The following is a 13,383-nucleotide window of genomic DNA, read 5'->3' as shown; positions in this document are numbered from 1 at the left end:
GTGCCACTTGAGTAACAGTAAATACTTTCAAGATGAACTCACGTATTTACGCGAGTCGGGTAGTGAGTTTGCCAAATATCATCCGAAGTTAACTCACTTTCTCTCTGAAGGAACTTTTGATCCAGATGTCGAACGATTGCTGGAAGGTTTTGCTTTTTTGACCGGACGCATCCGCGAAAAGATTGACGATGAACTTCCTGAGCTAACGCAATCTCTGATGACTTTGCTGTGGCCACATTACATGCGTTCGATCCCGTCTTTGTGCATTAGCGAACTAAAACCGCATACCGGAAGTGTTACTGAGAAAACCGTGGTGAAACGTGGTGCGGAAATGGCTAGCGAGCAGGTAGAAGGCACGCAGTGTTTGTTCCGTACTTGTTATGACGTCAATCTATACCCAATTACGATTACTAACATTGAACAAACTAACAGCCGCACCAGTTCGATGATTGATGTAACGTTATCGACGGAGCATGGCCTTGAGCTGTCTCGGATAGGTTTAGACACGCTGCGATTGCACCTGCATGGTGAGATTCATATTACTCGCACTGTCTTCTTATGGCTGTTCCGTTATCTAGATTACTTCGAGTTGGATGTTGGTGGCGGCTACAAACATCGTTTAGGGCCAGAATACGTTAAGCCAGTCGGGCATGAAGAGGACGAGGCGCTGTTGCCCTACAGCAAAAACTCCTTTGCAGGCTACCGTTTGCTGCAAGAATTCTTCTCTTTGCCAGATAAGTTCATGTTCTTCGACATTAAAGGCTTAGAGTGGCTAAAAGGCATTCCACAGCGCAGTACGGTCAAAATCAAATTCCACTTTAAGCGTGCTTTGCCTTCAGAGGTGGTGCTTAAAGATAAACACTTAAGGTTGCACTGCACACCTGCGGTTAACTTGTTTGAAAAAGACGGCGATCCAATCCGTTTAGAGCATCGACGAAACGAGTACAAGGTGCGTCCACAAAGTAACACTCAGGAGCATTACGAGGTTTATTCCATTGAGCAAGTGGAGAGTTGGAGTAAAGACGAGCGTCGCCGAAAACCACTGATTGAATTTGAATCGTTTGAGCACCAAATCAACCAGCGTGATAAGCGAGAGTTCTACAAATCCAAAGTGGGCGAGCGAGTAAGCGGAAGAGGGTTAGAGCGCTATATCTCATTCCATACTCACAATGGCGACATCGCGGATTTAGGGACTGAAACAGTATTGATGAAACTGCAATGCAGTAACGCGGACTTAGCGGAGCGCCTGTCAGTAGGGGACATCACGTACGCGACGCACAAATCGCCAACGTATGCGACGTTTAAAAACATTACTAAGCCAACACAGTCAGTAAGTCCTCAGGTTAATGGTGAACTTCAATGGCAGTTGATTGCCAACATGTCGCTCAACTACTTGTCTTTGGCCAATATCGATGTGTTGAAAGTGTTGCTCTCGACTTACGACTTCCACTCTCGAGTCGATAGACAAGCCCACCGCGCGTCGATTCATCGACTTGATGGCATTATTTCTTCAGAGATGAAACCAATCGATCGCGTATTTCGTGGTGTATCTGTGCGTGGTAACCAATTCAAGCTCGTGACGGACTCTAAGTTCTTCGTAAATGAAGGCGATATGTTCCTTATGGCCACGGTATTGAATGAATTTATCCGTTTATATTCGAGTGTGAACTCCTTTACCGAACTAGAGGTGTTCGATGAAGCGACGGGCGAGGTTTACAACTGGGCAAGCCTAATCGGGCAGCAGACGATACTATGATTAACACACTTTCTGATAAGTCGAATGAGTTTAGTTTCTACCAAGCGGTGTTGCTGTTAGAGAAACACTACCAGCTGGAGCCAAACTCAAATTTTGTTGCCGTGGGCGAGAACAAATACTTTCACCAAGAGCGAATTGAGTTCAGCGTGTCGCCAAACCTGTGCTTTCCAAAGAGTGATATGGACTTTATTACTCATATGGAAAGAAACGGACAGCAATATTCACGTATTGAGACGAACTTTCTTGGCTTGCATGGTTCAAGCTCGCCCCTGCCAGCGTCTTACACTGAGAAACTCGTCGGTCGTGATCCCGATGATAACCCAGTGAAGGATTTCTTCGACTTTTTCCACAACCGCTATACAAGCTTACTGTATCGTGTTTGGAAGAAATACCGATATCACGTGCAGTACAAAAGCGGGGCAAGCGATGCGTTTTCTGGGCGCATACTGCATTTGGCTGGTCTCTCTAGTGTTATGCAAGATTGTGAAGTCGCGGAGTTAGATCGAGCGAAAGTTCTGTCTTACGTGAACCAGTTATCTACGCGTACACGTTCACCTAAGCTTATTTCCGGTATTGTTTCGCACTACTTTTCACTGCCGAATGTGCGAATCGAAGAATGGGTTTATAGACGCGTAGAAATCGCTGAAAGCCAGCGTAACAAACTCAATCGTTCCAATTGTGTATTGGGGCAAAGCTTACACTTGGGACAAAGCATTGCGGATTTGAACGGCAAGTTTAACTTGTGTATCGACAACATTGATTTTGAAACGTTTAAGCAGTTTTCCTACGATGGTGAGTTACATAAGACGCTGGTGGGCTTGATGCGCTTTATTCTGCGTGACCCAATGTCGTGGGACCTAAAGTTGACAGTTAACCTAGACAGTATTCCAGAAAACAAACTGGGTAATGGAGAAGGGAACCAACTAGGTCAAACGTTCTGGCTTGGCAACCCAGGTGATAAAGACGCCAAAATTCGACTTATCGGAAGCATATAAGAAAGCCGCTCAACGAGCGGCCCTTTATGTTTTCCTCGAAGAGGTCAGAAAAGCTTAACGACTGATCGGCTGATGCAGTACAACGGTAGTATCAAGCCTTTGAATGCCGTTAAATGATTCAATTTCATTACAAAGATGATGAATAGACTGCAGGTCGGGCGCTTCAATTAGGGCAATAATATCAAAGTTGCCACCAACAACGCTCGTTAAGCGAACCTCAGGGATTTCTTTAAGTGCATTCGTTACATCATTCTTCTTACCCTTTTCACAAGAGATCAGTAGATAACTAGCGGCTTTTCGCCCTTCATTTTCTACGCGAATCTGTGCGGTATAGCCTTTGATAATACCGGTCTTTTCTAAACGATTAATTCTTTCTGCTACTGCTGTTCGAGACAAACCAATGTTTCGGGATAGATTCGCAATCGACTCTCGCCCATTCGACAATAGACTTGAAAGTATTTTTCGATCTAATTTATCTAAACCTTGTAAAGTCATGTTTGAAATCATGTGTTCTGCCTATTTTGTTTTTATATTGTTATTAAATCGACTCTGGGAGCGTAAAGTTATACAGCTCAGCAAGAGTGAATGGGTTTTTCTGTGTCAACGGAGTGATGCGTAAGCTCAAGTCCCTCCCTGACACTTTTATGTCACTGACAAAGCTGCCGTTATGAGTGTTTGTCAAGGTCGAGTCACCTAGCAATCTGTATATCGCCCATTGACCACTCTTATTTAAAACGTGCTGTCTGCCTTCATCGGTTACATCCTGGAGTGTGATACTAATATTGAAGTCACCATTTTGCGGTGGCCATGCCATTTCACGAATGCGGCTTGGACCGTGGTAGTAACTTATATTGGTATCTGCAATTTTTAAGCTCGCTCTAATCGCACTAGAATCAAGATCGAGTACTCTTGCACTAAACGGAATATGAACGCGGTTAGTGCTTTTATTAATTAATGTGTCTCGAATAACGTTATAGTTACGCAGTTGCACTAACAGAGCCGGAGAGATTGGCATCGTCTCGCCATCCACCTGTTTTGGCGTCCACAAATTGGTATCGTAGAACGGTGCAAAATTTTTCTGAATAAATGTGTCTAACAAGCCACCTGAAGCAAACAGTAATTCAAAATCTTCAATTGAGATTTCCTCAGTCGCTGTTAGATCAAATGGGTATCGTCCTAGCCCTATCTCTTTAAACTTGGTGTAAATCTCGCTGTACCATTGGGTTTGAATGCCTTTAGCGGACTCTTTAATCATGACTGACCAGCTTTGTTGAACCACATCTAACAACCAGCTACGAACGGGTTCCGGTGATTTTTGGGCAATCTGTTTAAGTTTGATTAATGGGTCAGCTTCACTGCTGTTCATTCGATGCTGAGCTGCCGCTAGCGCCGCCATTTGCGGGTCAGGTGCATCAGCGATGTCTTTCATATAAGTGCGAACACGGCTTAACGCTGTTACGGTCTCATCCCAAGGAGTAGGGGAGTTTGGTGTTTCACTGACCTGAAGTTGGTTTAATAAGTGAAAAGCTTGTTCAACACGTTTCATCAACAAGTAATCAGGCTTAACTACTTCCTCTACTGCGTCTGATGCGGAGTCTGCCGCTGCCACGAGTTTCGGGTCTAGTTTTGAAATCAGAGCATTTTTTTCACCAACGGGTGAAAATTGTGTGTTGGCATAGACCTGCTTCAGTACGGTTGTCATTGGTGAAGAAGGGCCCGAGATTAAGTCTATCGCGTTCGTTAGATCGCCGACATTGTCATAGTTTTGGACTTTTAGTTCACTCAGCGCATTGCGCCAATTACTGATGTAGTCGTCAGTATATTTTTTACGTACTTCCTCTTTGAAGGCTTCTTGTTCTTCACTAGTAGGAATAACGTGTTGTGACAGACCTAAAACCCAGTTGTCACTGATGACTTGTTGTGACATTAGGTCCACGCGTGGTCGATAAAAAGTACTAAAACCAGTGGAGGTATAGATCTTATCTACGATCAAGCGTTCACTATCGATTGGTGTGTTGAATACATTGCTAAACTCAAAACCCACAGCTCGTTGCAGATCTAGGGTTCCTAAATCAATCGAATTTGCTTCGTTTAAAATGCCTGCATAAACGAGATCAACATTCGAATTTGCTAGCAGTGAGCGACGTGTTGCGCGAACAAGATCCATATTGATATCAATTGGATCAAACTGTGTGCGAAAGTAAGCGTCCAAATAGCGCATCGCCTGATTGACGACGTCACTTTGGTTGCTCAAATCGTTCATCATTTGGAGAGTTTGATGACGCAAAAAACGGATATCACGCTTTGTTGGATCGTTTAGCATTAGATACCCCTTCAATAGAGGTAAAGCGCGTGTAAAAGTGTTTTGATTTTGTGTCAGTTGTAGACGGTAACCTTTCTCAATGAGAGGTATCAACTGTTGAGCAACGTCCTTAAGTAATGCTTCGTAAGCGATGCGAGTGCTTTGATCCAAACGGCTAATGTTGAGTGGTAATATCTCTTCATCCAAAGCCTTAGAACCTTTAAGCCACGCCCCATAAGAAGGCTCTATTGCTTTCGTCGCCTTCGCTAAAAGCTCATTGAATCTTGCATCTTGCTCCACTTGCGATTTGTCATCGATACTCAAGAGTTGATTCATCACGTGTAAGTTACTGTCTAATGTCGTGAAAAAGAAGTAACTGCCCCCAGTAAGCAGGATAATAGAGCCGAGTATTGCCAAACGGCTTTGTCTCTGAATTAGACGAAGATACGTCTTGTTTTCGCCCGCAAAGTCGCTTTCCGGCAATATTTGTGAATCAATCAGAAAGCGAGAGAAATAAGGCGTTTCTGTTAACTGTGTATGCTCTGACGCGATAATAGGTAAGTTGAAGTAATTACTACAACTTTTTGCAAGCAAATTGTACTTGCGACCGCCTTGCAGACTCGAACTAAAGAAAATCTCACGGATGTCTAGTGAATAGACACCGTTGTTAACATCACATAGACGCTCAAGCACATAGCTGACTTCAGACTGACATAGCTCAAACTGCTTAGGGAAAGCGAGTATTGCTTGTTTCTCATCAATGTCCGTTGAATTAGCGGATGCATCTAGCGCATTACTTTCAAGCACTCTCACTAGATTTCGATAGCTATCGCGGTAGTACTCTGCAAATACACCCTTGGCTTCTTTTAGTGGGATAGAGAGGAACTCAACACGTGTCTTGAGAGAGCTAAAGTGCATGTATTCTTTAAAGCCATCTAACTTGTCTAGCTTTGACATAATCAAATAGATTGGCAATGCTGAAGACGTTTTAGAGTTGATGGTACTCAAGCGCGCCAATAACGACGAAATGGTGTACTCTTTTTGTTCTGGCTCAGAGACGATCATGAACTCGAAATCGATGAAGAATAGACACCCAGAAAATGGCTTTCTAGGTCGATGATGAATAACTTCTTCAATGAACGTATTCCATAAAGAAGCATCACTGCTTGATACTTCCTGGAACACTAAGCGTTGGTCTGGTTTGATGTATACAGCGCTGTCAGATTCGTACCATTCAAAAAAGTCATTCTTAGCGGTTCTAGTGCGATCCATCGGTTTAATTGCACTAGAATTAAATAAAAATTGACGTCGCCCTGACCCTTTATTACCAAGCATCAGGTAAATTGGTTTCTTGCCTGAGTTAGCAAGAAGAGGCTGGATAACCATAGAAAGTGCTTCTTCCTCGGTTTCCAAATGTTGAGCTTTAGCGTTGTTCTTTTTCTTCAACCATAATGTGAATTGAAAAATGACGTAAACAATGGCGATAGCACCAAGGGTCAGCCAAAGATAAATTTGATCGATTTCGTCAAGAAAAAGCAGATAAATAGTGGTGATAATTGCAGCCACTAAAAACATCAATATGGTAGAAATCACCACTGGATTTCTAAACAGTTTTTGTTTGAACATAAGCCTAAAACTTCTTTAATTGTATTGTTATTTATTGTCAGTTTTTTCAGCTTGTAGCTGACTCAATTTATATAGGTAGATGTTCAGTAAAAGGGTTGCGCGGTCAATTTCCTTTTGCTGTGAATACTTTTCAGCGTATTCAATACGACCTAAAAGCGGGAATAACGAGTTACTGTATTCGTACGCCTTTTCAGAGTTCTTATCTACATTCTGTCTAGCTACGTTGGCAAACACCGTTCTTGCGTCTGAGAATCGCTTATAAACATCCATAAACTGGTCTTCTAAATGGGCGCTCTGTGTCAAAAAGTTCTGACGTAGTTGCTGTGCAGAAGACGAATCCGGATAGATTGCGATTAATTCATTGGTCAAGCTATCGAGCTCGCTGACGTTACTTACTTTTGCCGAGTCTAAAAACCAGTTATTCATCATAATATCGACACGATTAATGGCCTGCGTTTTCAATGACTGAGCATATTTTTTATTTTCGTAATCTAACGAGGCGACCAAATTTACAAGTTCATTAAGTGAAGCTTGATTAATTTTTTGTTCCAATGTTCGATAACGTTGTTGCTCGTACATGAAATGTGAACATATCGCAGTAACAATCAAACCAATAACGAAGTAGATCATAAATCGACCAGACTTTGCCGGTGATGCTTTCTCTTGGCTATTTAGGTTGGGTAATGACACCGGTGCCGGAGAGGGAGACACATTCACTTTAATTTCAGGTGCCTTCTGCGTTGCTGCAGGAGCGCTAGTGTTGGCTTGTTTTTTCTCGCGTAACTCAGCCGCAATCTGTTGTTCTTTTATCTGCTCAATCCATTGATTCAAAATACGGCGAATGCGACCTAATGACGGCGCTTCAATACCGTAATGAAGACGAAGCTCTTCCTCAATCCTCAAGCATAATTGATGTGCTGCCTCTATCAATGGAAGCTCTTCTGGTAACGCCCGATGCTTATTAATTCGTTTTTCAGTATGCTCTACCATCCATTCAATAGCGCTCATTCGTGCCTTTGACTTTGAATGCTCTGGATACGCGTTGAACCAATATACGACACACACATCAAGTATTGAGTTTAACCCTTCAACAAGGCCTCTTAAGCCGTCGTTATAGGTTGACGCAACGGTAAAGTAACAGCAACAACGTAGGTCTTTCGCTTGGGTACTCAAGATCTTTTTTGAGAGTGTTTGAACCGTTTTCCACGAGACTCTCCCTGTGACTTTATTCAGGTTGTTTATTTGACGTTTAATTTCGTCAAAATCCTCAGAACCATTAGGATTAGAGCCGCTTGGGTTATTTTCATCGATTGGTCTTCGAGCGAAGTCGGTAAAAAACATAAAGAAAGTTCCAACTGATCATATAGAAGTATTAAGTTATATAGGATTTCACTACTGTTATATTAAATTATAAGCAGTGCACATCTGCCGCAATTCTATAGACAAAATAAGCGGATTAGATAATAAAAATTCATTAAAAGAAATTAAATTACTTTTAGTGTGATCTTTGTTCATAATATTAATATCAATAGTTAAGTATATTTATAAGAAGAAACTTATATATGAAGATGAGAACGTTGATTAAAAAGTAACTAAATTGTTATCGGAGATTACGGTTTGTTCAATTAGCAATCAAATTCTGTGACTTCTATTTAAATAGAAAGATTTACTGTCTCGTCACTTAATCTGTAGTCGGTTCTTTAGTTTTTGTTTGTAGGTAAAACAACCAACCTGATAGTTGAAATGTATTAAATTATAGGTGTTTTTTTAGGCTTATTGAAAAAGAGAATATAATTGATATCTTTCGCCTCTAAGTAGAATATCGGTTTTCCTAGAGGGACGAAATGCTAAAACCAAGTCAAATTGGGCTGATTTCAGCCATGTGTCTATTTTCTTCTGTTGCAATGGCAAAAGGGGAGCGATATGGACTCTCTACCAGTATCTTGACTATCGATAGCATTAAATACGATGAAGGTAAAAGTGGTGAGCAGGATACGCTTAGGTTCGGCTTGGTTCATACTCGTCCTATTGATGAAAACAATAACCGTTGGCGTTGGTGGTTAGGGCTAAACTATCTAGCAGAAGATATTGAAGCGCCAGCAAACGGCTTATATCAAGAAGCGACGAACTATGAACTTCGTGTTGTTCCTCAATATGCGTTGACTTCTTGGAGGGTTTTCACGCCATATGTTGGTGCGGGCTTGTCTGTCGGTTACTCGCAATATTCTAATCGCTGGCAAGTAGACCAAGAGGGCTATCGTTATGAGAGTGTTGAAGACATCGACCAGTTTGAGTTAGGTGCGGTTGTGACCCTTGGTACTGCTATAAAGTTAGGCAGTAATCCTGACGCCCATATACAAATTATCCCGCAGGCCTCTTATATCCTTCCGGTTGTAAATGATGGAATTGGTGGGCTTGAACTATCAGTTTCTTTGCTCTTTTGAGGTTCGTAAATGTACTCAAATCAGCTAGTTTTATTTATCTCAAAGTGTCCAGAGGAATACACCGGTGCAAAGCATATTGAAATGCCTGAAAGTGGTGGTTCGATAGGTCGTTCCCCAAGCTGTAGCGTGTCTTTAGCCGATCACAACCGCTTTATATCGGGCACTCATTGTTTGCTCAGCGTGTATGGAGATACCTACTATATAAGTGACGTATCAACTAATGGCACAATGGTAAATGGGAATAAAATACTAAAAAATCAACCCGTTGCGATAGTTGATGGCGACATCATTTCTTTAGGGCAATATGAGATTGGTGTTTCTCTTGAGCACGTTACCTCAACACTAGACATCGCCGCTGATATTGCTCCTGAGCGAGTATCTAGCGATCCTCTGGTTAGTCTAGGAGATGCGGTTGTCGAAGAGGAAGAAAAAGTCGGTGCCTTAGAAGATTTGTTTATGGAGACTAAACAGGATGACATTGATTGTCATGATCCTGTTGCTCACCTTAACTTTTCGATGCAGCGAGATGACGATTACTTAATTCGTGATAATGAGCGTACAGAATCTGAACAACCTAGAACCGTGGAAAGCACGCGTCAGGTGGTCGATGACAGTTTCAGTATATATTCCGAATTTGATCAACCAAGCCTAATCCCTGAAGACTGGATGGCTGCGGAAACCAAGAGTAACGCATCAGTCAATGACGCATTAGCGCCAGAAAGCGGTAAGCCACATAGAGCCGATATTGCCTCAGCTGAGGTGATGCAACCTGGCACAGTAGCCCCAGATAGCGCGATTCAAAGACAACATCGTACGCCTAATGTAACTGAGATGGTCGTAGAGCAGGCTAATACAGGGTCAAAATGGGAAGAGATGACCCAATCTTTTACGCCTTCTCCTAACACTAATCAGCAACTTCAAATACTTACGGAGCATCATGCGATAAACACCACGACGAAAGCACAAGTCGATACTGATGCGGCCGTTTGCTCTCAAGATATAGCGCAAGCGTTTTTTGATGGTTTGGGTATTCGAAATCCAGAGTTGATGACAAACGAGGCGCAGTTATTCAAGCAAATGGGCACTTGCTTGCGTTTATGTATTGATAACCTACAGAAAGAGTTGCACGAAGTGGAATCGTTAAAAGATGAGCAGAGTGCGAGTGAGGCTAACTCGAACATTGCAGAGCTAATGCTCACTTTGAATAGTCAGCAATTACTGGCTCCAAATGAACTGGTTGAACAAATGCTCGATGAGCTGAACGACCACCAAGTGATGCTTAACAAAGCACTGAATGAGCTCGTTTTAGAACAGTCTGAAACGAACGATCCCGTAGCATTTGCTAACAGGGTCGCTAGCCAGTCTTTGTTCTCAACTAAGTCAAAGCTGTGGGCCGAATACCTAGATTTCTACACTAATAATCGTCGCCTGCTTAATGAAACATCCTTAAAAGGGCTGATTAAGAAAAACTATAACAAAGTGATTAAGGGAAACCATGCGTAGTATCGCTGTATTACTCGGATTTGCCATGTTGTCCGGTTGTTCCATGTGGGATCAATTTAAAGAGTCCACGGGTATCACACCAGAAACTTCGTCGATTGAATTGGTTATTGAGGCATCACCTGTACTCAATGTGAGAAATGGGGGCCAGTCATCTCCAGTTATTCTTCGTCTTCACGAATTAAGTTCGCCAGTATTGTTCCGAAGCTTAGATTTCTTTGCCTTGTTTGAGAGCGATAAAGCGTCGTTGGGTGATGAGTACATCAAACGTTACGAATATCAAATACAGCCAGGTGGAAAAGTTCATGAAATGCTAACTCTAGACCCTGACACTCGTGCCGTCGGTTTTTCAGTGGCTTTTCGTGATATTGATGGTTCGTCATGGCGAAAAGTGGAAGTTATTGAAGAGAAGAGCGAGTACTACATCAAGCTCAAGTTAGAGGGCAGTGAGTTAATTTCTGATAACACTCGCGGCATTGAACAGGTTTACTTTTAAGGGATAGAAACATGTCTTTATACAATCCAGTTGTTTGGCAAGATGGAATGTTCATGAAGCCGCAGCATTTTCAACAACTCGATCGTTCGCAAAGTAAACTATCGAGCCTACTGAGTGCCAATGCATCGCCTTTGCATTGGGGAGTTAAACGTTTAGAAATCAACTCTCAGTTACTAGCACTGGGTAAAATCGGTATTACTCGTGCTGAAGGTATTTTACAAGACCGGACACCATTTGAGCTTCCGTTGCTTGCTGAGCTGCCTGAAGTGAAAGATGTAGATCCTTCGATTGCCGATAAAGTCGTTTATTTGTGCTGTCCGTTACCATCGGAACGTTCTGAGTTATTTGGTACCAAAAAAGACGGTGCGCGCTATACGATGGAATCTCAAGAAGCGGTTGACGCTTGTTATGATTCGGAAGACATGGCAAATATCGTCGTCGGTAAGCTTAACTTTTGCTTAATGTACGATCATGAAGATAAGAGTGCTTACACGTCTATTCCGATCTTAAAGATCTCAGAAGTGAAGCCTGATGGCAGCGTGATCTTAGATGATAGTTTCATTCCTACCTGTATCGATATTCATGCGTCGACAGTACTGAGTAAATTTGCGACCGAGTTTGCTTCTATGTTGAAGCATCGCGCGGAATCGATAGTCCAGCGATTAGGGGTGGTGGATCAACAAGGCGTATCATCGGTTTCTGACTTTATGCTATTGCAAGCGCTCAACCGATACGAACCCTTATTTTGGCATTTCGCCAGCACAGAAGCTGTGCATCCTGAGTCTTTGTATCGAATTCTTCTTCAGGCAGAGGGTGAGCTTTCGACGCTGTGCTCAACGACACGCCGACCTATTGAGTTTACGAAGTACAATCATGGTGATCTTACTAGCTGTCTTTCTCGCGTCCTAGACAGTGCGAAAATGACATTGAGCGTGATGTCTGAGCAAAGAGCAATTCCACTGACCTTAAAAGATCAGAACTATGGCATCAGAACGGCAGCAATCCCTGACAATAAGATCATTGATACGACAACCTTTATCCTCGCAGTTAAAGCCGACGTGACCTTGGATGTTCTGCATACCCAGTTTGTCAGCCAAACGAAGATCGGTTCTATCGATAACATACGTGACTTGATTAACCTTCAACTGCCTGGGATTGAGATCAAACCAATGCCAGTTGTGCCACGCGCGCTGCCGTATCACGCTGGCTACACCTATTTCGAGCTCGATAAAACGGGCGAAGAGTGGATGGCATTGAAGAACACTGCTGCGATTGCGATTCACGTTGCGGGCGATTTCGCTAACTTATCATTGCAACTTTGGGCCGTTCGTCTATGAGTTACGCAGAAACCGACGTCACCGTAGTCTTATTCCAACCAGAGCCTGGCAAACCAATGGAGGTAATGCCAGCGCCTGACTTGTCGAGAAACATAGCAGTACAAGATCTATCTATCGATAACATGGGTATTAACCCGCTAGTGGACCAGTTCTCATGGTTGATCGCCAGTCTGTCTTGTATGTCTTCGATCCCTTGGCTTGATGACCCGATGCCATTTCGTGAACAAGTGGCACGTGAGATTCGAAAAGGTGAACGAAAACTTAATGAAATGGAGCTCGATCGTGCTTCGGTTCTTGTTATTCGTTACTGCTTGTGTGCGGCGATTGATGAATCTGTTTGTCGGCAAGAATGGGGAGCAAATAGTCACTGGAGCCAGAACAGCTTACTGTCTGAATTCCATAACGAAACATCTGGTGGTGACAAGTTTTTCGTTATTCTCGATCGCTTAAAAGCCGACCCTCGTAAATACCGTCACGTTATAGAGTTTCTCTATTTACTGCTTCAACTTGGTTTCCAAGGCAAGTATGGCCGTGAAGAGCGTGGTAACGAAAAGTTAGCGGAAATTGGCAGCACCATTTATCGATTAGTGCGAGATGACCGCCTAGCAGAACAAGAAAAAGTTTCTTTAATCAACCTTAAAGCTAAATACCTAAAGAAGCCGTTAAAAAGGGTAATTTCACCCAAGCTGACCTTGAGTCTTAGTGCGATGACGTTTGCGCTTATGTATGCGGCAACCTACATCGTCATAGACTTAAAATTTCAGCAACTGCTTGAAATGTATAGATAAACAGAGGTCTAAAATGAGATCTTCTGCCAGTTTTAGGGCTTATTGTGAATATCACTGGTCTTTTAGTGAAATTCACTAGTTATTTAGAGAGATTGCAGCTTGCGATCTCTTTTATCATTCAATCAATAAAATTCAAATG

Annotated in this window: 10 protein-coding genes; 7 read left to right on the top strand and 3 right to left on the bottom strand. The window is 42.6% G+C overall.

Translation table 11 applies throughout. The features are described from left to right. Positions 1-7 precede the first annotated feature (7 nt). Both tssF and tssG read left to right on the top strand, forming a co-directional pair. The gene (gene tssF, locus J4N40_RS19845) at positions 8-1,756 is read left to right on the top strand and encodes a type VI secretion system baseplate subunit TssF (RefSeq protein ID WP_033906410.1); all 1,749 of its coding nucleotides are present in this window, start codon (positions 8-10) and stop codon (positions 1,754-1,756) included. Further along, a complete protein-coding gene (gene tssG / locus J4N40_RS19840; protein ID WP_005373373.1) occupies positions 1,753-2,751 on the top strand; it encodes a type VI secretion system baseplate subunit TssG in 999 nt (332 codons plus the stop codon). Before tssF ends, tssG begins: the two co-directional genes overlap by 4 nt. Before the next feature lie 54 nt (positions 2,752-2,805). On the opposite strand, the gene J4N40_RS19835 is transcribed toward tssG, so the two are convergent. From J4N40_RS19835 to J4N40_RS19825, 3 genes are read right to left on the bottom strand one after another with little or no spacing between them, the layout of a single operon-like run. Next, positions 2,806-3,258 (bottom strand): Lrp/AsnC family transcriptional regulator, encoded by a 453-nt coding sequence (locus J4N40_RS19835; protein WP_005373369.1) that lies wholly within the window; start codon positions 3,256-3,258, stop codon positions 2,806-2,808. Positions 3,259-3,289: 31 nt separating this feature from the next. Then, positions 3,290-6,679, bottom strand: a complete 3,390-nt coding sequence (tssM, locus tag J4N40_RS19830) for a type VI secretion system membrane subunit TssM (protein ID WP_033906411.1) — start codon at positions 6,677-6,679, stop codon at positions 3,290-3,292. 27 nt (positions 6,680-6,706) lie between these two features. After that, positions 6,707-8,020: a type VI secretion system ImpA family N-terminal domain-containing protein gene (locus J4N40_RS19825; RefSeq protein ID WP_186585412.1), complete on the bottom strand. Its 1,314-nt coding sequence runs from the start codon at positions 8,018-8,020 to the stop codon at positions 6,707-6,709. Between the two features lie 503 nt (positions 8,021-8,523). Between J4N40_RS19825 and J4N40_RS19820 the strand changes: the two genes are divergently transcribed. The 5 genes from J4N40_RS19820 to icmH are packed head-to-tail and all read left to right on the top strand — an operon-like array spanning position 8,524 to position 13,244. Continuing rightward, the gene (locus tag J4N40_RS19820; protein WP_005386114.1) at positions 8,524-9,123 is read left to right on the top strand and encodes a hypothetical protein; all 600 of its coding nucleotides are present in this window, start codon (positions 8,524-8,526) and stop codon (positions 9,121-9,123) included. A gap of 9 nt (positions 9,124-9,132) precedes the next feature. Next, entirely contained in the window at positions 9,133-10,626 is a 1,494-nt protein-coding gene (locus J4N40_RS19815) for a type VI secretion system-associated FHA domain protein (RefSeq protein ID WP_033906413.1), read from the top strand. Continuing rightward, positions 10,619-11,119 (top strand): type VI secretion system lipoprotein TssJ, encoded by a 501-nt coding sequence (gene tssJ, locus J4N40_RS19810; protein ID WP_005386118.1) that lies wholly within the window; start codon positions 10,619-10,621, stop codon positions 11,117-11,119. Before J4N40_RS19815 ends, tssJ begins: the two co-directional genes overlap by 8 nt. 11 nt (positions 11,120-11,130) lie before the next feature. Continuing rightward, positions 11,131-12,456 (top strand): type VI secretion system baseplate subunit TssK, encoded by a 1,326-nt coding sequence (gene tssK, locus J4N40_RS19805; RefSeq protein ID WP_033906414.1) that lies wholly within the window; start codon positions 11,131-11,133, stop codon positions 12,454-12,456. Continuing rightward, entirely contained in the window at positions 12,453-13,244 is a 792-nt protein-coding gene (gene icmH / locus J4N40_RS19800; protein WP_005386120.1) for a type IVB secretion system protein IcmH/DotU, read from the top strand. The genes tssK and icmH overlap by 4 nt, the downstream gene beginning before the upstream one ends. Positions 13,245-13,383 lie beyond the last annotated feature (139 nt).

The organism is Vibrio sp. SCSIO 43097 (genome assembly GCF_023650755.1).
In the GTDB taxonomy this organism is placed as follows: Bacteria; Pseudomonadota; Gammaproteobacteria; order Enterobacterales; family Vibrionaceae; genus Vibrio; species Vibrio alginolyticus.
The sequence above is the reverse complement of the archived record's forward strand: the minus strand, read 5'-3'. Positions and strand labels throughout refer to the sequence as shown.